At 66.6% G+C, this 20,786-nt stretch carries 16 protein-coding genes and 2 pseudogenes; 6 read left to right on the top strand and 12 right to left on the bottom strand.

Annotated elements, in window-relative coordinates:
• Positions 1-7: 7 nt before the first annotated feature.
• From PSEK12I1_RS0102050 to PSEK12I1_RS0102060, 3 genes are all read right to left on the bottom strand, one after another.
• Positions 8-850: an STAS domain-containing protein gene (locus tag PSEK12I1_RS0102050; protein ID WP_027597260.1), complete on the bottom strand. Its 843-nt coding sequence runs from the start codon at positions 848-850 to the stop codon at positions 8-10.
• Positions 851-965: 115 nt separating this feature from the next.
• Positions 966-1,229 (bottom strand): PepSY domain-containing protein, encoded by a 264-nt coding sequence (locus tag PSEK12I1_RS0102055; RefSeq protein ID WP_027600535.1) that lies wholly within the window; start codon positions 1,227-1,229, stop codon positions 966-968.
• 75 nt (positions 1,230-1,304) lie between these two features.
• Positions 1,305-2,270 carry a CHAD domain-containing protein gene (locus tag PSEK12I1_RS0102060; protein ID WP_027600536.1) on the bottom strand — a complete coding sequence of 322 codons (966 nt, stop codon included), beginning with the start codon at positions 2,268-2,270 and terminating at the stop codon, positions 1,305-1,307.
• Positions 2,271-2,470: 200 nt separating this feature from the next.
• Between PSEK12I1_RS0102060 and pap the strand changes: the two genes are divergently transcribed.
• Positions 2,471-3,955 (top strand): polyphosphate:AMP phosphotransferase, encoded by a 1,485-nt coding sequence (pap, locus tag PSEK12I1_RS0102065; protein ID WP_027600537.1) that lies wholly within the window; start codon positions 2,471-2,473, stop codon positions 3,953-3,955.
• Here the strand turns inward: pap and PSEK12I1_RS24510 are convergent.
• Together PSEK12I1_RS24510 and PSEK12I1_RS0102070 are read right to left on the bottom strand one after the other, a co-directional pair.
• Positions 3,918-4,691 (bottom strand): hypothetical protein, encoded by a 774-nt coding sequence (locus PSEK12I1_RS24510; RefSeq protein ID WP_155951388.1) that lies wholly within the window; start codon positions 4,689-4,691, stop codon positions 3,918-3,920. The genes pap and PSEK12I1_RS24510 overlap by 38 nt on opposite strands.
• A gap of 161 nt (positions 4,692-4,852) precedes the next feature.
• Positions 4,853-5,062 carry a cold-shock protein gene (locus tag PSEK12I1_RS0102070; protein WP_007160189.1) on the bottom strand — a complete coding sequence of 70 codons (210 nt, stop codon included), beginning with the start codon at positions 5,060-5,062 and terminating at the stop codon, positions 4,853-4,855.
• A 268-nt stretch (positions 5,063-5,330) separates the two neighbouring features.
• Here PSEK12I1_RS0102070 and PSEK12I1_RS0102075 point away from each other — a divergent pair, with 268 nt between their 5' ends.
• From PSEK12I1_RS0102075 to PSEK12I1_RS25185, 3 genes and pseudogenes are all read left to right on the top strand, one after another.
• The gene (locus tag PSEK12I1_RS0102075; RefSeq protein ID WP_027600538.1) at positions 5,331-8,801 is read left to right on the top strand and encodes an acyl-[ACP]--phospholipid O-acyltransferase; all 3,471 of its coding nucleotides are present in this window, start codon (positions 5,331-5,333) and stop codon (positions 8,799-8,801) included.
• Positions 8,802-8,960: 159 nt separating this feature from the next.
• A pseudogene (locus PSEK12I1_RS25180) lies at positions 8,961-9,620 on the top strand (MCP four helix bundle domain-containing protein); the annotation flags it as partial.
• Between the two features lie 309 nt (positions 9,621-9,929).
• A pseudogene (locus PSEK12I1_RS25185) lies at positions 9,930-10,526 on the top strand (methyl-accepting chemotaxis protein); the annotation flags it as partial.
• Between the two features lie 13 nt (positions 10,527-10,539).
• Here the strand turns inward: PSEK12I1_RS25185 and PSEK12I1_RS0102085 are convergent.
• The 7 genes from PSEK12I1_RS0102085 to PSEK12I1_RS0102115 form a co-directional block, all read right to left on the bottom strand.
• Entirely contained in the window at positions 10,540-11,958 is a 1,419-nt protein-coding gene (locus tag PSEK12I1_RS0102085) for an MFS transporter (protein ID WP_027600540.1), read from the bottom strand.
• A 139-nt stretch (positions 11,959-12,097) separates the two neighbouring features.
• A complete protein-coding gene (locus PSEK12I1_RS0102090; RefSeq protein WP_027600541.1) occupies positions 12,098-13,048 on the bottom strand; it encodes a sugar-binding transcriptional regulator in 951 nt (316 codons plus the stop codon).
• A 175-nt stretch (positions 13,049-13,223) separates the two neighbouring features.
• Entirely contained in the window at positions 13,224-14,024 is an 801-nt protein-coding gene (locus PSEK12I1_RS0102095; RefSeq protein WP_027600542.1) for an SDR family oxidoreductase, read from the bottom strand.
• Between the two features lie 153 nt (positions 14,025-14,177).
• Positions 14,178-14,942 carry an SDR family oxidoreductase gene (locus tag PSEK12I1_RS0102100; protein ID WP_027600543.1) on the bottom strand — a complete coding sequence of 255 codons (765 nt, stop codon included), beginning with the start codon at positions 14,940-14,942 and terminating at the stop codon, positions 14,178-14,180.
• A gap of 14 nt (positions 14,943-14,956) precedes the next feature.
• Positions 14,957-16,462, bottom strand: coding sequence for a sugar ABC transporter ATP-binding protein (locus PSEK12I1_RS0102105; protein ID WP_027600544.1), 1,506 nt, complete (start codon positions 16,460-16,462; stop codon positions 14,957-14,959).
• A gap of 219 nt (positions 16,463-16,681) precedes the next feature.
• A complete protein-coding gene (locus tag PSEK12I1_RS0102110; RefSeq protein WP_027597270.1) occupies positions 16,682-17,614 on the bottom strand; it encodes a sugar ABC transporter substrate-binding protein in 933 nt (310 codons plus the stop codon).
• 56 nt (positions 17,615-17,670) lie between these two features.
• On the bottom strand, positions 17,671-18,666 hold the full coding sequence (locus tag PSEK12I1_RS0102115) for an ABC transporter permease (protein WP_027600545.1): 996 nt from the start codon (positions 18,664-18,666) through the stop codon (positions 17,671-17,673).
• A gap of 336 nt (positions 18,667-19,002) precedes the next feature.
• Here PSEK12I1_RS0102115 and PSEK12I1_RS0102120 point away from each other — a divergent pair, with 336 nt between their 5' ends.
• Complete coding sequence (locus PSEK12I1_RS0102120; protein WP_027600546.1) at positions 19,003-19,839, top strand: transketolase; 837 nt, start codon at positions 19,003-19,005, stop codon at positions 19,837-19,839.
• Positions 19,829-20,785 (top strand): transketolase family protein, encoded by a 957-nt coding sequence (locus tag PSEK12I1_RS0102125; RefSeq protein WP_027600547.1) that lies wholly within the window; start codon positions 19,829-19,831, stop codon positions 20,783-20,785. The genes PSEK12I1_RS0102120 and PSEK12I1_RS0102125 overlap by 11 nt, the downstream gene beginning before the upstream one ends.
• Position 20,786 lies beyond the last annotated feature (1 nt).

Consider the following 20,786-nt stretch of genomic DNA (forward strand, 5'->3'; position numbering starts at 1 on the left):
GCGCTCCCTAACCCTTGGCGGCCGGGGCGGCCAGGCGCACGCCCTGCTGGCGCAGGGCCAGGCGGAAGGCATCGGCCAGGGACGCCTTGGTGATGACGTCGCCCAGGTCCACGCCCAGGTGGACGATGGTGGCGGCGATCTGCGGGCGGATGCCGCTGATGATGCACTGGGCGCCCATCAGCCGGGCGGCGGTCACCGTCTTGAGCAGGTGCTGGGCGACCATGGTGTCCACCGTGGGTACGCCGGTGATGTCGATGATGGCGATGTCCGATCCGGTCTGGACGATCTTTTCCAGCAGCGACTCCATCACCACCTGGGTGCGGTTGCTGTCCAGCGCGCCGATCAGCGGGATGGCCAGGATGCCGTCCCACAGCTCCACCACCGGGGTGGACAGTTCCAGCATGCTTTCCTGCTGCTCGCGGATCACCGTCTCGCGGCCGCTCATGAAGCTTTCCATGCTGTACAGACCGAGATCGTCGATCAGCCGGGTGGCGGCCCAGATCTCGGCGAGGGGATCGTCGCATTCGTTCTGGATCAGGTTGAATAGCGGTTCCTTGAGCGAGAAGACGAAGGTCGCCGTCTGCGCGGGCGTCAGGCCCGCGCGACTCTGGTCGAAGGAGAAGCGCTCCAGCAGCGCGCGCACCGGCTGCCAGTGCGGCTCGCGCAGATTGCCCAGGCCCTGGGCGGCGGCCACGGTGATGCGGCGCAGCAATTCGGCGGAGTTGGCCAGGATGGTGGTTTCATCGAGCAGGTCGATGCGCATGCCGGCCGCGCGCTGGGCGCCGATCCAGGCATCGAGCAGCGACCGCTCGTGGGTGCGCAGCAGCTCGACCAAAGCGGTACTGTACATGGGGGTTCCTAGGTGACAAGAAGGTGGCTCAGGACGAGCCGACCAGGCAGAGAGCGGGCAGGAAGAGGCGCAGGTGTCGGTGGGGATCCGGGCGCGTGGCCGGATCCCCGAGAGATCACATGTCCATCTTTTCCTTGGTGATCTCGCCGGTCTTGGCGTCGGCATGGAAGTCGTACTTCATACCATCCTTCTTCATGCCTTCGCCTTCCCACTGACCGTCATCGGCTTCGATCTTGGTGATCGAGGTGTAGCCCTGCTCCATGAGCTTGGACTTGACGTCGTTCATGGGCATCCAGTCGGCACCGGGCTGGTCGGCCAGGGCGGCGGTGCTGGCCAGGACGGAACAGGCGAACAGGGAAGCGAGCAGCTTGGATTTCATCGCGAGACCTCGGCGTGGTGGTGTGCCCGGACTTGGACCACCAGCACGCGCGACAAATCCCGTCTGGCGTAGACGTTAGACTGACGATTCCTCGACCAGGTGCGGAAGCAGTCCGGCAGGGGCCTTGGCGCTCTGGCCCTTGGTCTTGCGCGGGGCATAGGGGCGGCTGGCCAGCCGCCAGAGATCCCGCCAGCGTTCGGCGAGGACAGTGGGCTTGTCCAGATAGAGGCGCAGGCCCAGGGAAAAGGCCTTCGCCTGCAGCCGCTCGCGCTGCTGGGCCAGGCTTTCGCCGATCGCCAGGCGGGTGTTGCTGGCGCCGAACAGGGTCGGCTCGTCCAGCAGCAGCTGCTGCATCACCGCCAGGTCGTGATCGTCGCCCAGGTATTCCGACAGGCGCTTGAGGCTCTTCTGCCGCGTCTTGAATTCCGCCGGCCAGGCCGCGGCGAGCAGCTGGGTGTGATACCAGTGATCCTTCACCCGCTTGCGCCAGTCGTGCAGGCTGTCGTCGGTGGGCTTGTCGCGCGCGGTCTTGAGCGCCTGGCGCCCGGCCTTGTAGTTGTCTTCCAGGCCGCGGGCGAAGAGGGCGAAGCCCTTGCCGGACAGTTTCCAGCCAGCAACCTCCTCACGCATGGCGGTCAGTTCCTCGAGCAGTTCGGGATGGCCGCTGGCCGCGGCGATCTGCTGGTCGGCGCGCTCCTGCAGCCGCTGCCGCACGCGCTTCATGGCCGGTGAGGCGAATCTCTTGCGATCGGATTCGCCCAGCTTGTCCCAGCTTTCCACCAGGGCGGCGCTGTCGCGCAGCGACGACAGCTCCCGGCCCAGGTCGCGCAGACGCCGATTGCGACTGGCGAAGGCGCGCTTGCCCAGGGCGCCGTGCAGCAGCCGCAGGAGGGCGCGCAATTCCTTGAGGCGCTTGCGTGTCTCGTGGACGCCCTTGGGGGTACCGCTCGCCAGGGACGCTTCAGCCTGCACCAGACGATCCGTCACCACGCGGCGGACTTCCTCGTCAGCCGGTTGCCGTGCATCGAAACGAAAGGCCATCGAACTCTCCTCAATAGGGTGGACTGCCGCACCCGCTTGCGCGGGAGCGTAACGGTATGAAAGACCTCCACGACAGCGGGAGATGCCAAATTTCATCTAAACGTCATATTTCCTTCATGCCGCCTGGTGCGGGGCACCGCCTGCCGCAGGCCGGGTCAGAAGGGCTATAGTTGCCCGACCACCTGCGCAAGGAGATCCGGATGTTCGAAGCCGCCGAAAACGAACACCTGCTCGATGAGGCCACCTACGACGCCAAGCTGCCCAAGCTGCGCGAGGCGCTGCTGGCCGCCCAGTACGAACTCAAGGCGCAGGGCCGTTTCCCGGTGATCGTGCTGATCAATGGCATCGAGGGGGCGGGCAAGGGCGAGACGGTCAAGCTGCTCAACGAGTGGATGGATCCGCGCCTGATCCGCGTCGAGACCTTTCTCCAGCCCACCGCCGAGGAGCGCCAGCATCCACCAGCCTGGCGCTACTGGCAGCGCCTACCGGGCAAGGGCCGGACCGGCGTCTTCTTTGGCAACTGGTACAGCCAGATGCTGCACGGCCGGGTCAACAAGGAACTTAGTCGCGTCGAGCTGGATGCCGCCATTGGCCAGGCGGAACGCTTCGAGCGCATGCTGGCCGACGAAGGCGCGCTGATCCTCAAGTTCTGGTTCCACCTCTCCAAGCCGCAGCTCAAGCAGCGCCTGAAGCACCTCAAGAACGATCCCCGCCTGGGTTGGAAGCTCAGTCCACTGGACTGGCGCCAGGCCAAGGTCTACGACCGCTTCGTCAAGGAGGGCGAACGGGTGGTGCGGCGAACCCACCACGATTACGCCCCCTGGCACGTGGTGCCCGGCTTCGACGAGCGCTTTCGCAGCCTGACCGTCGGCACCGTGCTGCTCAAGGCGCTGCAGCGCGCCCTGGCCAACAAGCCGCGCAAGCAGCGTCGAGCCGCCGCCGTGGTACCGCCGCCGGTGGATGGCCGCGGCGTGCTGGAAGCCATGGATCTGACCCAGCGCCTGGACAAGGCCGACTACGAAGACCAGCTGCTCGCCGAACAGGCGCGCCTGGCGCGCCTGCTGCGCGACAAGAAGTATCGCCGCCACGCCTTGGTGGCGGCCTTCGAGGGCAACGACGCCGCCGGCAAGGGCAGCGCCATCCGCCGGGTCACCGGCGCCCTGGATCCGCGCCAGTACCGCATCGTCCCGGTTGCCGCACCCAGCGACGAGGAGCTGGCCCAGCCCTATCTCTGGCGCTTCTGGCGGCACATCCCGCGGCAGGCCAACTTCACCATCTTCGATCGCTCCTGGTACGGCCGGGTACTGGTGGAGCGGGTCGAGGAGCTGACGCCCGTCGCCGACTGGCAGCGGGCCTATGGCGAGATCAACGACTTCGAGGAACAGCTCCACGACGCCGGCATCGTGCTGGCCAAGTTCTGGCTGGCCATCGACCAGGACACCCAGCTCGAACGCTTTCGCGCCCGCGAGGAAACGCCCTTCAAGCGTTTCAAGATCACCGAGGACGACTGGCGCAACCGGGACAAGTGGGATCTCTACAGCCAGGCGGTCAACGACATGGTGGTCCAGACCAGCACCGCCATCGCGCCCTGGACCCTGGTGGAGGCCAACGACAAGAGGTTCGCCCGGGTGAAGGTGGTGCGGACGCTCAATGAGGCGCTGGAGCGGGCGTATGACAAGGGTTGAGCTGATCGGATTCTAGGAGTTGCAGCAAAGCGGTACGTGCTGCCCGAGCTTGGCGACTGCGAGAGCTGGGATGCTGAATGCGATAGCAGGGTATTTGGCCATATAGCCGGAATGACCAGAGCTGCCCCTTTGCGATTCCTTGCTCCGTGTAGTGACGACTGTCGCTACATACACTGCCTGGATTTTTATGAGGGAAGAAGGTTTGGCGAACGTATGCCGAGCTTGAGCCGTTGGCAAAGATGATCATATCCGGCCGCAGATGGGTGATCTGAGCCTTCAAGAAGCGTTCGGAAATGTCGCGAATCGTCTTGAACAGGTCTGCCCTCATGGGCGATCCGCCCTTCCACGAAAAGCAGAAGAGGTTCGCCCAGATGATCCCATCGTGCCCATACCGGATAGCGAGGTCGCGAACAAAATTGAAGAAACTGCAGCCAGGATCCGCAGATTGCGCTAGAGCGTCTTTCAGATAGTTCTGAGACTCTGCGATAGCCTTTTCTAGGTAATCGTCTTTGTCGATAAACGGCCTATCTGCTCGAAGGACGTTCCATTGGCGTGTTTCCCGTCCGACAACCATCACCCGTTTGCTCGCAGTAGTCAGGTAAGGCGAGTAGCCGGCTAAAAATAGCCCGGACAATCCTGCATGGATGGGATCGGAATGCCGACTCTTGTCGAGTAACGCGACGTCTACTGGGGCGAGAATTTCGCGATAAGCGGCGAAAAGCGAGGAAGAGGCCATGATTACTCGGCATAAAGCCATGCATGCTAGCTGCTAAGTTGGACCGCAAAGCCACTTCGAAGACAACAGGTGCAGGCCGGGGCGCCCAACGGTAAGAATCTTTATTTGCGCCCATGAAAAAGCCCCACCGAAGTGGGGCCTTTCTACAACCGGATCAGTCGTTAGACGACTTGAACCTGGTCAGCTTGCATACCCTTCTGGCCTTTGACAGCCACGAAAGTGACCTTCTGGCCTTCGCTCAGGCTCTTGAAGCCGGCGCTTTCGATGGAGCGGTAGTGCACGAACAGGTCGGCGCCGCTTTCCGGGGTGATGAAGCCGTAGCCTTTCTCATCGTTGAACCACTTGACGGTGCCATTTTCACGATTGGACATGAGTATCTCCAGGGTGTAGGGGGAACAACCACGTTAGCGAGACATTCGCTAGCGGGACTGTAATGCGAGAGTGAGACGAGCCAGGAGATGAAAATGAAGCAACATCAAGCAGGTATCGAGTAACTATTGCAGTAGCAGTGCCTACACCATACGCGCTTTCACGAGCTTGTATAGCCCTGATTCGCATATTTGTTGACCAATGGCCCTGCTTGCGCTGCCAGGGCGTCTCACTCAGGCTACGAACTCCCCTGCTCGAAAGAGACTCCGCATGGACAAGCTGCACCGGATCAAGGGGGCCTGGCCCTACCTGATCGCCGTCTTTCTCAACGCCTTCGTCGATCTTGGCCACAAGATCGTCATCCAGAACACCGTGTTCAAGGTCTATGACGGTTCCACCCAGGTGGTGCTGACCGCGCTGGTCAACGGCATGATGCTGCTGCCCTTCATCCTGCTGTTCAGCCCCTCCGGCCATGTCGCCGATCGCTTCGCCAAGGTGCGGGTGCTGCGCCTCGGCGGCTGGGCGGCGGTGGCCATCACCCTCGGCATCACCCTGGCCTACTACGCCGGGCTGTTCGAGCTGGCCTTTGCCATGACGCTCCTGCTGGCCATCCAGGCGACCTTCTATTCGCCGGCCAAGTACGGCTACATCAAGGCGCTGTTCGGCAAGCAGCGGCTGGCCGAGGGCAATGGCCTGGTGCAGGCCAATTCCATCATCGCCATCCTCGCCGGTACCGTGGTCTTTACCGCCTTCTTCCAGCTGCACCTGGGCGCGGACCAGGCCACGCCTCACGCCATCCTGCAGGACATCGCCCCGCTGGGCTGGCTGCTGGTGCTCTGCAGCCTGGCCGAGGTGGCGCTGCTCTATCGCCTGCCGCTGCTGGAAGAGCCCAGGCCGCGTGCACCCTTCGACTGGCATGCCTATGTGCGGCTGCAGAGCGCCCGGCAGAACCTGGCGGTGATCGGCGAGAATCCGGTGATCCGCCTGTCGATCATCGGCCTCGCGGTGTTCTGGTCGGTGGGCCAGGTGCTGCTGGCGAGTTTTCCGGCCTATGCCAAGGATCACCTGGGCATCGACAACGTGTTGCTGCTGCAGGGCATCCTGGCCTGCGCCGGGATCGGCATCGCCCTCGGCTCGGCGCTGGCCAGCCGAGCCTCGCGCGGGCGCATCGAGACCGGCCTGATCCCGGTGGGTGCCCTGGGCATCGCCCTCGGTCTGTGGTGGCTGCCGGCGCCCAGTTCGGCGCTGGTGCATGCGCTCAACTTCGTCTTCATCGGGCTGATGGGCGGGCTGTTCATCGTGCCGCTCAATGCGCTGATCCAGTTCCATGCCCGGGAAGACCAGCTCGGCACGGTGCTGGCGGCCAACAACTGGGTACAGAACGTCGCCATGCTGAGCTTTCTGGTGCTCACCGCGGTGATCGCCCTGCTCGGCCTGGACAGTCGCTGGCTGCTGCTGCTGATCGCCGCGGTGGCGCTGATCGGCGGCGCCTACACGGTGTGGAAGCTGCCGCAGAGTCTGGTGCGCTTTCTGCTCGGCCTGATGGTCACCCGCCACTACCGCATCCAGGTGCAGGGGCTGCAGAACCTGCCGGCCCAGGGCGGAGTGCTGCTGCTGGGCAATCACATCAGCTGGGTCGACTGGGCCATGGTGCAGATCGCCAGTCCGCGCCCGGTGCGCTTCGTGATGCTGCGCTCCATTTATGAGCGCTGGTACCTGAAGCCCTTCCTCAAGGCCATGGGCTGCCTGCCCATCGCCCAGGGCAACGGTGCCGGGGCGGCGCTGGAGCAGGTGGCGGCGTTGCTCAGCGCGGGCGAGGTGGTCTGCCTGTTTCCGGAAGGGGCGATCAGCCGCACCGGGCAACTCGGCGAATTCCGCCGCGGCTACGAAAAGGCCTGCGAGCGGGTCGGGTCCGAGGTGCAGATCGTGCCCTTCTATCTGCGCGGCCTCTGGGGCAGCCAGTTCTCGCGCTCCTCCAGCAAGCTCAAGGAACTGCGCGACAGTCCGCTGCACCGCGAGGTGGTGGTGGCCTTTGGCAAGGCGCTGGCCAAGGACACCCCGGCCGATGTGCTCAAGCGGCGGATCTTCGAGCTGTCGATCCGCTCCTGGGAGCGCTACATGCAGGGCCTGCCGTCGCTGGCCGATGCCTGGGTGGCCAGCGTCAAGCGCCGACCCAATGGCCTGGCGCTGATCGACGACCTGGGCGCTCCGCTCAAGGCCGCCCAGGCGCTCACCGGCGCCGCCTGCCTGGCGCGGCGGATGCGCAAGCGGCCCGAGCCGAATCTTGGGCTGCTGCTGCCCACCAGCAGCGGCGGCATGCTGGCCAACATGGCGGTGCTGCTGGCCGGCAAGACGCTGGTCAATCTCAACTACACGGCCACGCCCGAGGCCCTGGCCTCGGGCCTGGACCAGGCCGGTATCCGCACCGTCTACACCTCGACGCGCTTTCTCGATCGCCTGCGCCAGCGCGGCCTGCCGGTGGACGAGTTGCTCGCCGGGCGCGAGGTGGTGGATCTGGAGGCATTGCGCGCCGGGATCGGCAAGGCCGAGTTGCTGGCCAACTGGCTGGCGGTCTGGCTGCTGCCGACCGCCATGCTGCAGGTGCTGGTGAGTCGCGCCCACGATCCCGAGGCCACCGCCGCCATCCTCTTCTCCAGTGGCAGCGAGGGCACGCCCAAGGGGGTGATGCTCAGTCATCGCAACCTGATGGCCAATCTCAAGCAGACCTCGGACGTGCTCAATACCCAGGACGACGACGTCTTCATGGCCTCGCTGCCGCTGTTCCACGCCTTCGGTCTCACGGTGACCCAGTTCCTGCCGCTGATCGAGGGGGTGCCGGTGGTCTGCCAGGCCGATCCCACCGACGTGGCCGGCATCGCCAAGGCGGTGGCGACCCATCGCGCCACGGTGCTCTGCGGCACCTCGACCTTCCTGCGGCTGTTCGTGCGCAACACCAAGGTGCATCCGCTGATGCTGGAGAGCCTGCGCATCGTGGTGGCCGGCGCCGAACGCCTGGATCCGGCGGTGCGCGAGGCCTTCAAGCTCAAGTTCAACCAGGACATCTACGAAGGCTACGGCGCCACCGAGACCGCCCCGGTGGCCTCGGTCAACCTGCCCGATGCCCTGGACGTCAGCTACCTGCAGGTGCAGCGCGGCGGCAAGCTCGGCACCGTGGGCATGCCGCTGCCGGGGACCGGCTTCAAGATCGTCGACCCCCAGACCTTTGCCGAATTGCCCACCGGCGAGGCCGGCATGGTGCTGATCGGCGGGCCGCAACTGATGCAGGGCTACCTGAACGATCCCGAGCGCACCGCCAAGGCCATCCGCGAGATCGACGGCGAGCGCTGGTATGTGACCGGCGACCAGGGCCGGCTGGACGAGGACGGCTTTCTCACCATCGTCGACCGCTATTCGCGCTTCGCCAAGATCGGCGGCGAGATGGTCAGCCTGGGCGCCGTGGAGCAGGCCCTGGCCAGGGCGGTGGCCGATCCGGAGATCGAGCTGCAGGCGGTCAATCTGCCGGATGCCCGAAAGGGCGAGCGCATCGTGGTGCTGCATACCGGCGCCCTGGACGCGGCGGCGGTGGAGAAGACCCTGCTGGCCCAGGGGGTGGGCGGACTGCTGCTGCCCTCGGCCTGGGTGGCGGTGGACAGCCTGCCGAAACTGGGAACCGGCAAGGCCGACGTGGCCGGGGCGAAACGTCTGGCGCAGACGCGGTTAAACGAGGCGGAGGAGGTTTAGGCGGCATTTCGTCCATCCCGCGCCGGCGAGCCCTAAAGCCTGGCGCCGTTTGGCCGATCATGAGGGGGCTAATCATTTTTCGAGGTCTTCCCGGTGAAGCTACGCTCCCTCAACATCGCCCCGCGGGCCCTGGTCGCCTTTGGTTTCTTTGCTCTGCTGGTGATCGGCCTGGGGTTGTTTTCCCTGGGCCAGAATCGGGTCATCAAGGAGAGCGAGGAGCAGATCGTCGGCAACGTCATCCCCAGCGTCCAGACCATCGGCGAGATCCGCGCCGATCTGCTGAGTCTGCGCATGCAGAACCAGGGGTTGATGCTGGCCAGTTCCAACGCCGAGACCCAGGCGGTGCACAAGGCCATCGACGCGGCCAAGGCCAGCCTGGAACAGCATGTGCGCCAGTTCGACGGCCTGTTGCTCACCGACTCCGGGCGGGCGGTCTACACCCGGATGACCGGCCAGCTGGCCACCTACCTGAACAACCAGAATCGCTATCTCAAGGCGCTGGACGACCAGAACGACGCCGAGTTGCTCAAGCTGGCCGGGCAGGACGGCGAGATGGCCCACAGCGGCAATGCCCTGAGCGCCACCGTCAACGAACTCGCCGGGGTGGTCGATGGCAAGGTCACGCGCCTGGCCGCCGCCTCCATGGCCAGCTACCACAACGCCATCGCCATCACCGTGGCGGTGATGGTGGCGGCCCTGGCCGGTACCCTGTTGCTGGCCTGGCGCTTCACCCGCAGCCTCACCGGGCCGCTGGAAAAGGCCCTGGCGGTGGCCGAGCGCATCGCTGCCAACGATCTCAGCCGGACGATCGAGCGTGACGGCAACGACGAACCCGGCCGGCTGCTGGCGGCCATGGCGCGAATGCAGGACAACCTGCGCGGCACCCTGGAACGGCTGACCCTGTCGTCCACCACCCTGGCGTCCACCTCCGAAGAGCTGTCGACGGTCACCGAGACCGGCCTGCGCGGCATCCAGCGGCAAAACGACGAGCTGGCCCAGGCGGCCACCGCCGTCAATCAGATGACCGCCGCGGTGGAGGAGGTGGCGCGCAATGCCGCGGCTGCCAGCGCTGCCGCCCAGGACTCGCGCACCTCGGCCGATCTCGGCCAGCGCCGGGTCGAGGAAACCCTCGCCACCATTCATGCCCTGCACAGCGCGGTGGCCTCCAGCAGCGGTGAGATCGACGGCCTGGCGGGCCAGGTGCAGCGCATCAGCGGGGTGCTCGACGTGATCCGCGGCATCGCCGAACAGACCAATCTGCTGGCGCTCAACGCCGCCATCGAAGCGGCGCGCGCCGGGGATGCCGGGCGTGGCTTTGCCGTGGTGGCCGACGAGGTGCGCGCCCTGGCGGCCCGTACCCAGCAGTCCACCGGCGAGATCGAAGACATGATCGGTGCCATCCAGGGCGGCGCCGGCAAGGCGGTGGACGCCATGGCCACCAGCAATCAGCAGGCCGGTGCCTGCCTGACGGTGGCCGCCGCCGCCGGCGAGGCGCTGGCCGAGATCGCTCGCCACATCGTGCAGATCAACGAGCGCAACCTGAGCATTTCCGCGGCCACCGAGGAGCAGGCCCAGGTGGCGCGCGAGGTGGATCGCAACCTCACCAGCATCCGCGACCTCTCCACCCAGAACGCCGCCGGGGCCGAGCAGACCGCCGCCGCCAGCACCGACCTGGCGCGCCTGGCCGGCGACCTGAACGGCGCGGTCCGGCAATTCCGCCTCTGACCGCGGGCCTGCCTCAGCGGGCGATGTCTTCCAGCGCCCGGTTGCGGGTGCGCGGGCCGAACAGGCCGATGGTCAGCACCACGATCAGCATGCTGGCGACGATGAAGGCCAGCACGCCCGGGGTGCCCAGGCGCTCCAGCAGGGTGCCGATCAGCAGGCTGCTGAACACCGTCGACAACCGGCTGAAGGAATAGCAGAAACCCACCGCCCGGGCGCGGATGGCGGTGGGGAACAGCTCCGCCTGGTAGGAGTGGAAGGCAAAGGTCAGCCAGGCGTTGCAGAAGGTGATGCCGACGCCACAGAGGATCAGGCCGAGGGCGCCCTGCTGCAGGGCGAACAGGCTGCCGAAGCCCACCGTCCCCAGGGCGGAGCCGACGATCTGCCACTTGTTCTCGAAGCGGTTGGCGATGCGCACGAACAGCAGCGGTCCCAGCGGATAGGCGAGGGTGATGACGAAGGCATAGCCCAGGCTGTGGGTCAGGCTCACACCCTGGCCGGAGAGCAATGCCGGCAGCCAGTTGCCGAAGCCGAAGAAGCCGATGGCCTGGAACAGGTTGAAGACGATCAGCATGATCACCCGGCGCCGATAGGGCGGTTGCCACAGCGCCGCGAAGCGCGCGCTCACGGCGCGTTCTTCGACGATCGCCGCGGGTGGCGGCAGCGGCTGGCCGCTGTCGGCCTGGCAGGCGGCTTCCAGGCGCTCCACGCCCTGTTCGGCTTCGTCCAGCCGGCCCTGCTGCGCCAGCCAGCGCGGCGATTCGGGCAGGCGCTGGCGCAGCCACCAGATGAACAGGGCGAAGACGGCACTGGACAGCACCACCCAGCGCCAGCCGGAAATGCCCAGCGGCGCCTGGGGCACCAGCCACCAGGACAGCAGCGCCACCGCCGGCACCGAGAGGAACTGGAGGGCGAAGGCAAAGGCGAAGGCCGAGGTGCGCATGGCCTTGGGCACCAGCTCCGACAGATAGGCGTCGATGGTCACCAGCTCCAGGCCCAGGCCGATGCCCACCAGGAAGCGCAGGGCGATCAGCCCCAGGGCGGTGGTCTGCAGACCCATGGCCAGGGTCGCCAGGGTGTAGCCGACCAGTGCCCAGGTAAAGATCGCCCGGCGGCCGAAGCGGTCGGCGATGGGGCTGAGCAGGCTGGCGCCGACGAACAGGCCGAGAAAGGTGGCCGCGGCGAAGGCGGCCTGATCGGAGACCCCGAACACCCCGGCCGCGCCGGTCTGGAAGACGCCATCGCGCAGGAGCCCGGGGCTGATGTAGGCGGTCTGGAACAGGTCGTAGAGTTCGAAGAAACCGCCGATGGACAGCAGGGCCACCAGGCGCCACAGGCTGCGGGTGGCCGGCAGGCGATCGAGACGCGCCGAGAGGGCGGCGGCCCGCTGGGAGGCGGGCAGGGCAGTGGCCGAAGCCGAAGACGCTGAGGGCATGGGACGCTATCCAGAGAACAGTCGTCCTACAGCTTACGGATCAGTCCTTGCCGAATGTTGCCAAAGATTTCCGTGCCGGGTGGGCCGTTTGGCAGCAAATCGCGTTTTCCGGCCCGGTTCTGGCAGCCGCTTGCGTGGATCAGGGGACCAGCGCCAGGGCAGTGCGCAGATCAACCACCAGGACATCCAGATAACCGCCCTGCAGCGCGCCGCGGATGGCATTGACCTTGCGCAGGCCCCCGGCCAAGCCCACCACGCGGTCGATCTTCAGCAGTTGCGGCAGGTCCACCGCGACCACGGTCTCTTCACTGTCGTCCAGTACCGGTCGGCCTTGGGCGTCGAAGTACCTCAGGCAGATGTCGCCCACCGCGCCGCGGGCGGCGAGCACTTCCAGCATGGCCTCGCCGTGATAGTTGCCGCTGTTGCGCAGGAGCTGCGACGGCTCCAGCTCGCCGATGCCAACCAGGGCCACGGTGAGCCGGGCGAAGCGTTCGGTGACCTCGCGCACCTCGTCCAGCTGCAGGATGCGCTGGCGACTTTCCGGCGACTGCTCGATGCTCTGGGACGGCAGCAGATAGGCCGGGCAACCCAGCAGATTGGCCAGTTGCTGGGTCAGCAGGGTGGCTTCGAAGGCGCCCTTGTTGCCGACCCCGCCGAGCAGCTGCACCACCTCGGTCGCGCCTTGACGACTGCTGCCGCGGTGCATGTGGCCGACCATGGCGCGGATGGTGGAGCTCCAGGAGGAGATGCCGATGTGGTCCTTTTCGGTGACGCTGGTTTCCAGATAGTGGGCGGCGGCCGAGCCGATGGCCTGCTTGATGGCCTCTTCGTCGTCACCGGTGGGCTCCACCACGATCGCCTGGCGGATGCCGTAGCGCTGTTGCAGCTGGCGCTCCAGCTCCAGGTGGAAGTTGCGCGGGCGCTGCACCGAGATGCGCACGATGCCTTCCTTGAGCGCTCGGCTCAGGGCACGGCTGACAAAGGATTGCGACAGGTCGAGCTGTTCGGAGATCTGCGACTGCTTGAGCCCTTCTTCGTAGTAGAGGGAGGCGATCTTGGTCAGCAGGCGTTGTTCTTCGAGATTACTCATCCAGATTTCCGGTACCGGCGGCTAGGTTGCACCCAGGGCTGCCGGGCCGGGGCGGCCGTGACAAACCCTCAAAAAGCAGGCACTTGGCTGTTAGAAAGGCGCATTTTCCCGCTATTTTCCCTCAGCCTCCCGCTGGACGCCAAGGCTTTTGCGGCCTGGCGTCCCCGGGGGTCGATCAGGACATGATCAGGCCACCGTCCACATTGATCGCCTGGCCGGTGATGTAGGCGGCGTCCGCCGAGGCGAGGAAGGCCACCAGGCCGGCCACATCGGCCGGGGTGCCGGCGCGCTTCATGGGGATGTTGCCGACCCATTCCTGCATCAGTTCGCCCTGGCCATAGCGCTTTTCCGGGGTGGAAAGGATCTCGCCCCAGACGCGGTCGTTGTAGTCCCACATCTCGCTTTCGATGATGCCGGGGCAGAAGGCGTTGACCGTGATGCCGTGGCGCGCCAGTTCGTGGGCCAGGCTCTGGGTGATGCCGATGACGCCCATCTTGCTCGCCGCATAGTGGGGCGTGTAGATGAAGCCCTGGCGCCCCTGGCCGGAGCTGGTGTTGATCAGGCGTCCGCCACGCCCGGCGGCGACCATGCGCCTGGCCGCCTCGCGGCAGCACAGCCAGACGCCGGTGGTGTTGACCTGCAGGATGCGGTCGAAGTCCTCGCGCGGCATGCGGTCGAAGGCATCGATGGTGATGATCCCGGCGTTCTGCACCGAGACGTCGACCCGGCCGAAGCGCGACTCGGCCTGGGCATAGAGGTCGGCCACCGCCGCCTCGTCGGTGATGTCCACCACCAGCGGCAGCACCTCGGCCCCGGTCTCGGCGGCCAGCCGTGCGGCGGTGTCATGCACCCGCTCGGCGTTGGAGACCAGCACCAGGTTGGCGCCCTCACGCCCGAAGCGCTCGGCGATACCCTCGCCGATGCCCCGACAACCGCCGGTGATGACCACGGTTTGACCTGCGAAGCGACGTTCCACGTGAAACCTCCTAGGGCTATAGGCGACGATCTCGCGAGCTAGAGCCAAACTAGGCGAAAAGACCTGAGGAAGCGGAGTTTACGAGCGGTAAATGAGCATTCCGAAGGTCTTTTCAACGCCGTTTGGCCGACGCGCAGCAGATCGTGAAAGGCGTTACCAGCAGACGAAGCCGCCATCGACGATGAGATCCACCCCGGTACAAAAGGATGCGGCCGGGCTGCAGAGGAAGATCGCCGGACCGACCATTTCCTCCACCTCGGCCATGCGGCCCAGCGGGGTGGTCTGCTCGAAGATCTTGACCTGGTCGGCCACCTCGGGACGGGTGTTCATCGGCGTGGCGGTGTAGCCGGGGCTGATGCAGTTGACGCGGATGCCGCGCTCGGCCCACTCCATCGCCAGGCTCTTGGTCAGGTGGATGACCCCGGCCTTGGAGGTGTTGTAGTGGGCCTGCAGGAGGCCGCGGTTGACGATGCTGCCGGACATGGAGGCGATGTTGACGATGGCGCCCTTGCCGCGCGGCAGCATGACCCGCGCCTGGGCCTGGCAACTGAGCATCACCCCGGTGAGGTTGATGTCGAGCATGCGCTGCCAGCGCTCCAGTTCCAGCTCCTCGGCCGGCTGGGCGTTGGCGATGCCGGCGCTGTTGACCGCGAGACTCAGGGGGCCGAGTTCGGCCTCGGTACGGGCCACGGCGGCTTCCAGGTCGGCGGCGCTGGTCACCGAGCCTTCCAGGGCCAGGGCGCGGCGGCCGTGGGCCTGGATCCGCGCGACGGTACCGGCGAGGTCGCGGCTGCCGGGCAGGTCGAAGCAGGCCACCTGGGCACCGGCCTCGGCCAGTCCGACGGCGATGGCCTGGCCGATGCCGCTGCCGGCACCGGTGACGAAGGCGGTCTGGCCGCCGAGATCGAAGAGACGCATGGGAAAACTCCTAGTCAGGCGGTCGCCAATTCCATCACGGCCACCGGAGTGGCCTGTTCACGTTCGAGAATGCCCATCTGCTGGCCACGGCTCATCACCATGACCCGATGCGACAGGCCGAGGACCTCGTCGAGGTCCGAGCTGACCACGATCACCGCCATGCCGGTGGCCGCCAGTTCGGCGATCACCTGGTAGATGGCGGCGCGGGCGCCGACGTCGATGCCGCGGGTGGGCTCGTCGAGGATGAAGACCTTGGGATTGCGGGCCAGCCACTTGGCGATGATCACCTTCTGCTGGTTGCCGCCGGACAGGGCGGCGATGGCCTGCTCCGGCTGGCCCTTGACGCCGAGCCGCGCCACCGCCTTGCGGGCGAAGGCGCGCAGGCCGCCGGGCGAGACCCAGCCGCCACCGGCGAGCAGGTCGGTGTTGCCATAGATGAGGTTTTCCTCGATGGCGTGATCGACCACCACGCCCTGCTGCTTGCGATCCTCGGGCACCAGCACGATGCCGGCATGGATGGCGTCGTAGGTACTGGCGAAGCGACAGGCCTGGCCTTCCAGCACCAGCTCGCCGGTGACCTGCTCGGCCGCGCCGGCGATGGCGCGGACCAGCTCGGTACGCCCGGCGCCGACCACCCCGGCCACGCCAAAGACCTCGCCCGCGCGCACGCTGAAATCGATGTGTTTGAGCGGCATCTCGCGGCAGCTCAGGCCCTTCACCCGCAGCACCTCGCGGGCAGCGGGCGCGGCCATGGCCGGGAAGATGCGCTCCACGCTGCGGCCGACCATCTCTTCCACCAGTTGCCGCACCGGTACCTGGGCGGTGGCGTGCAGGGCGATCTGGCGGCCGTCGCGCAAGACCAGTACCCGGTCGGCGATCCGCGCGATCTCTTCCAGGCGATGGCTGATGTAGATGAAGGAGACGCCCTCGGCCTTGAGTCGCTCGACCTGGGCGAACAGCAACTCGGTCTCTTCGCCGCCCAGGGCCGCAGTGGGTTCGTCGAGGATCAGCAGGCGCGCCTTAAGGGTCAGCGCCTTGGCGATCTCCACCAGTTGCTGGGCGGCCACGCTGAGACCGGCCACGGTGCGCGTGGCGGGTACCTTCAGGCCCAGGCGATCCAGCTGGCGCTGGGCCTCGGTTTCCATGAAGGCGCGATCGATGCGGCCACCGCGCATGGGCAGGCGACCGACGAACATGTTCTCGGCGATGGTCAGTTCCGGCAGCAGGCGGATCTCCTGGTGGATCAGGCCGATGCCGGCGGCCAGGGCGGCGCCGGGGGAATCCGGGGCGTAGTCCCGACCCAGCCAGATCATGCGCCCGCCCGCTTCGGGCGGCACCAGGCCGGCGATGATCGACGACAGGGTGGACTTGCCGGCGCCGTTCTCGCCGAGCAGGGCCAGGACCTCGCCGGGCTGGATGTCGACGTCCACGCCGCTCAGCACCTCGATGCCGGCGTATTTCTTGCCGATGTTTCTCAGGCTGAGGGCCGCGGGCTGTTCCAGGGGCATGACGGCGGACATGGAGCCTCCGAAGGGGGGAGCTGAAACGGTGCCTCCCTAGGGAGGCACCTTGGGCAGGAGCCAACACGATCTCGCGAGCTAGAGCCAACCAAGGCGAATACAGCTGAGGACGCGGACCGGGCTTGCGCTCAAGTTTACGAGTGGTAAATGAGCATTCCGACCGGGCTGGCGATCCAGGTTGTATTCAACGCAGGTTGGCCGACGCGCAGCAGATCGTGGTTACGGGTGGTTCTCGATGAAGGGGGCGACGTTATCCTTGGTGGTCAGGATCGCCTCCTGCAGCTGCTCCTTGGGCACCTGCTTGCCTTCCTTGAGCGCCACCGCCGATTCCAGGGCCATGCGCCCCATCTTGCGGGTCTGCTGGGTCATGGTGGCGGACAGGGTGCCGGCGGCCACGGCCTTGAGACCGGCCACGTCGCCGTCGAAGCCGACGATGGTCACCGGATGGTCGAGGTTGGCCACCTTGACCGCCTGGGCCGCGCCCAGGGCCATGGCGTCGGCACGGCCGAAGAAGACGCTGATGTTGGGATCGCGCTGGAGCATGTCCTGAGCCACGGCGAAGCCCTTGTCCTGGGCCCACTCGGCGGGCTGCTGGGCGACCACCTTCAGCTCGGGAAACTTGGCCAGGCCTTCGGCGAAGCCCTTGGCGCGATCGTTTTCCGGCGTGGTGCCGATCTGACCCTGGAGGATGGCGACGCGGCCCTTGCCGTTGGTGACCTTGCCGACGTATTCGGCCAGGGTGCGGGCGGCGGCGACGCTGTCGCTGGCGATGAAGGTGTCACCCGGGGCGTCGGGGGCGTTGCGGTCCACCGCCACCACCGGGATGCCGGCGGCCTTGGCCGCCTTGACCGGGACACCGGCGGCGGTGGCGCCGGCCGGGATGTAGATCAGGGCGTCGACCTGGCGGGTGATCAGGTCCTGGATCTGGTTGACCTGGGTCGCCGAATTGCCCTGGGCGTCCACGGTGATCACCTTGATGCCCTTGGCCTTGCCCTCGGCCTCGACGGCCTGCTTGATCTGGTTGAAGAAGTCGGCCTGCAGGTTGGCCACGGCCAGGCCCACGGTGAGTTCCTTGGCCTGGGCATTGAGGGCGCCGGTGCAGGTGATGGCGGCGAACAGGGTACTGAGCAACAGCTTCTTGGGGGTCAGCATGGATGGCACTCCGTTGTTATTGTTGTACTGCGGTGACGAGACGAAGCAGTTCTAAACTAGCGCTGCCCGTTACGGCGGCGCAGGGTGTCCAGGGTGACGGCCAGGGCGATGACGATGCCGATGATCACCTGCTGCACGAAGGGCGAGACCCCCAGCAGATTCAGGCCATTGCGCAGCACGCCGATGATCAGCACTCCCACCAGGGTGCCACCGACGCTGCCGACGCCGCCGCTGAGGCTGGCGCCGCCGATCACCACCGCGGCGATGGCATCCAGCTCCATGGACAGGCCGGCGCTGGGCTGGGACGAATCCAGCCGCGCCGCCATGGCCACCGCGGCCAGACCCGCCAGGGCGCCGCTCAGGGCATAGATCCAGATGGTGATGGTGCGCACCTTGATGCCCGACAACCGCGCCACCTCGGCGCTACCGCCCATGGCATAGAGGTTGCGGCCACCGGCGCGAAAGCGCAGGAACACCCAGGCCACCAGCAGCATCAGCAAAAACAGCCCGACGGTGACCGAGAGGAAGCCGAAGTGTCGCACCGTGGCCAGGCTGGTGAACCAGTCCGGAAAGCCGACGATCTGGCGACCGTCAGTAAGGATGTTGGCCAGGCCGCGGGCCACCGACATCATGGTCAGGGTGGCGATGAAGGCGGGCAGCCGGGCGCGGGCGATGAGCAGGCCCGAGACCAGGCCGCAGACCAGGCCGCCGAGGATGGCGGCGGGAATCGCCAGACCCAGCGGCCAGCCGATGTCCTGATAGAGCCAGCCCAGCAGCATCATGGAAAAGGCCAGTACCGAGCCCACCGACAGGTCGATGCCGCCGATGACGATGACCAGGGTCATGCCGATGGCCAGGATGCCGAGCACGGTCACCTGGTCGAGGATGTTGAGGGCGTTGCGCACGGAGAAGAAATACTCCGAGGCAAAGGAGAACACGGCGATCAGCAGCGCCAGGCCGATCAGCGGACCGCCGACGTTGCGCGGCAGGCGCAGGGCCAGGCGGGCGAGGGGCTTGGCGGGTGGCGAGGCGGTCGGGGCTTTGGCGTCCACGCACTTCTCCTGAGGTTATTGTTCTTGTGTTCGGCTAGCTTGAATATTTATGCGTGCCTGATTTTTAATTCAGACTCCGCCTGTTCCGGATGGAAGTCAAGCGCCTTTTCATCGCCTCGCGTCGAACGCGACGGCCTCGGCAATCCCGCATCCTGCCGCGCATTCTATCCTCTCAACCGGTCGCCGACGGCCCTTCATGGCTATTGACGGCCCTGCGGATTGGGGTCTAAATGATAAATATATTTTCAGTGACGAATAAATATTCATAAGACGCCCACTGAAACCTCGGCAGGCGTCTGCTCCACTGCAGCTTCGGATACCCGAGGGGGTCGCCTGATGAATCCGTTCCAGTACGACGTCGCGCAGATTCGCGAAAAGGCCCGGCTGATCCGCCGGCGCGTCATCCAGCTCAATGCCGGCTCGCCTGCCGGCGGCCACACCGGGGCGGATCTGTCGGAGACCGACATCCTCGCCACCCTCTACTTCCGCCTGCTCGACGTCGCCCCGGAACGCCTCGCCGATCCCCGGCGCGACATCTACATCCAGAGCAAGGGCCACGGCGTCGGCGGCCTCTACTGCTGCCTGGCCGAAGCCGGCTACTTTCCGCCGGAATGGCTCGACACCTACCAGCACTTCGACTCCCATCTGCCGGGCCACCCGGTGCGGCAGAAGACCCCCGGCATCGAACTCAACACCGGCGCCCTCGGCCACGGCCTGCCCGTGGCCACCGGGATCGCCCTGGCCGCGCAACGCGATGGCAGTCCGCGCCGCGTCTATGTGCTGACCGGCGACGGCGAACTGGGCGAGGGCTCCAACTGGGAGTCGGCGCTGACCGCCGCCAAGTACCGGCTGGACAACCTCACGGTGATCGTCGACCACAACCGCCTGCAACTGGCCGGCCCCACCGCGGAGATCCTGCCGCTGGAGCCCCTGGCCGAGAAATGGCGCGCCTTCGGCTTCCATGTGGTCGAGTGCGACGGCAACGACGTGGCCCAGCTGGTGGAGACCCTGGAAGCCCTGCGCGAACACCGCGGCCAGCCCCAGGTGCTGATCGCCAATACCGTCAAAGGCAAGGGGGTTTCCTTCATCGAAGGCAAACCCGAATGGCACCACCGGGTGCCCAAGGGCGACGAGATCGCCGCTGCTCTGGAGGAGCTCGACCATGGCCACTGATACCCAGACCCCGGGCGAAGCCCATCTCGCCAGCGTCATGGTCGAGGCCTTCATCGCCGCGGTGGACGCCGGCGTCGATCTGGTGCCGGTGGTGAGCGATTCCACCTCCACGGCCAAGATCGGCCCCTTCGTCAAACGCTTCCCGGAGCGCCTGGTCAACGTCGGCATCGCCGAACAGACCCTGGTCGGGGTGGCCGCCGGCCTGGGCCTGGCCGGCAAGGTGGCGGTGACCTGCAACGCCGCGCCCTTCCTGATCTCCCGCGCCAACGAACAGGTCAAGGTGGACGTCTGCTACAACAGGTCCAACGTCAAGATGTTCGGCCTCAACGCCGGGGCCAGCTACGGTCCCCTGGCCAGCACCCACCACAGCCTCGACGACATAGCCGTGATGCGCGGCTTCGGCAACGTGGAGATCTATGCACCGGCCGATGGCAGCGAATGTCGGCAGATCGTCGAGCATGCCCTGGCCCATGACGGTCCGGTCTATATCCGCCTGGACGGCAAGGCGCTGCCCGATCTGCACGGGCCCGACTATCGCTTCGTCCCCGGTCAGGTCGATGTGCTGCGCCAGGGTCACGACGTCAGCCTGGTGGCCCTGGGCTCGGTGGTCCACGAGGCGGTGGACGCCGCGCAGCTACTGGCCGAGCAGGGCATCAGCGCCCAGGTGATCAACCTGTCGTCGATCCGGCCGCTGCAGCGCGAGGCCTTGCTGGAAGCCCTCTGCGCGGCTCGCGGCGGGGTGGTCACGGTGGAAGAGCACAACGCCAACGGCGGGGTGGGCAGCCTGGTCGCCGAGGTGATGGCCGAGGCCGCGCTGGGCGTGCCGCTGATCCGCCTGGGCATCGCCGATGGCGAGTATGCTGCCGCCGGTGGCCGGGGGCCGACCCGCGCCAAGCACGGCATCGATGCTGCCGGCATCGTCGCCGCGGTGCAGCGCCTGCGCTGAG

This window comes from Pseudomonas sp. MOIL14HWK12:I1 (genome assembly GCF_000510705.1).
GTDB lineage: Bacteria > Pseudomonadota > Gammaproteobacteria > Pseudomonadales > Pseudomonadaceae > Chryseomonas > Chryseomonas oryzihabitans.

Excerpts from the sequence above, each read along its gene's own strand:
- PSEK12I1_RS0102105 (WP_027600544.1), bottom strand. The coding sequence starts at position 16,462 with ATGTCCGCCGTCATGCCCCTGGAACAGCCCGCGGCCCTCAGCCTGAGA.
- PSEK12I1_RS0102075 (WP_027600538.1), top strand. The coding sequence starts at position 5,331 with ATGGACAAGCTGCACCGGATCAAGGGGGCCTGGCCCTACCTGATCGCC.
- PSEK12I1_RS0102120 (WP_027600546.1), top strand. The coding sequence starts at position 19,003 with ATGAATCCGTTCCAGTACGACGTCGCGCAGATTCGCGAAAAGGCCCGG.
- pap (WP_027600537.1), top strand. The coding sequence starts at position 2,471 with ATGTTCGAAGCCGCCGAAAACGAACACCTGCTCGATGAGGCCACCTAC.
- PSEK12I1_RS24510 (WP_155951388.1), bottom strand. The coding sequence starts at position 4,691 with ATGGCCTCTTCCTCGCTTTTCGCCGCTTATCGCGAAATTCTCGCCCCA.
- PSEK12I1_RS0102070 (WP_007160189.1), bottom strand. The coding sequence starts at position 5,062 with ATGTCCAATCGTGAAAATGGCACCGTCAAGTGGTTCAACGATGAGAAA.
- PSEK12I1_RS0102085 (WP_027600540.1), bottom strand. The coding sequence starts at position 11,958 with ATGCCCTCAGCGTCTTCGGCTTCGGCCACTGCCCTGCCCGCCTCCCAG.
- PSEK12I1_RS0102110 (WP_027597270.1), bottom strand. The coding sequence starts at position 17,614 with ATGCTGACCCCCAAGAAGCTGTTGCTCAGTACCCTGTTCGCCGCCATC.
- PSEK12I1_RS0102090 (WP_027600541.1), bottom strand. The coding sequence starts at position 13,048 with ATGAGTAATCTCGAAGAACAACGCCTGCTGACCAAGATCGCCTCCCTC.
- PSEK12I1_RS0102125 (WP_027600547.1), top strand. The coding sequence starts at position 19,829 with ATGGCCACTGATACCCAGACCCCGGGCGAAGCCCATCTCGCCAGCGTC.
- PSEK12I1_RS0102100 (WP_027600543.1), bottom strand. The coding sequence starts at position 14,942 with ATGCGTCTCTTCGATCTCGGCGGCCAGACCGCCTTCGTCACCGGTGCC.
- PSEK12I1_RS0102055 (WP_027600535.1), bottom strand. The coding sequence starts at position 1,229 with ATGAAATCCAAGCTGCTCGCTTCCCTGTTCGCCTGTTCCGTCCTGGCC.
- PSEK12I1_RS0102060 (WP_027600536.1), bottom strand. The coding sequence starts at position 2,270 with ATGGCCTTTCGTTTCGATGCACGGCAACCGGCTGACGAGGAAGTCCGC.
- PSEK12I1_RS0102050 (WP_027597260.1), bottom strand. The coding sequence starts at position 850 with ATGTACAGTACCGCTTTGGTCGAGCTGCTGCGCACCCACGAGCGGTCG.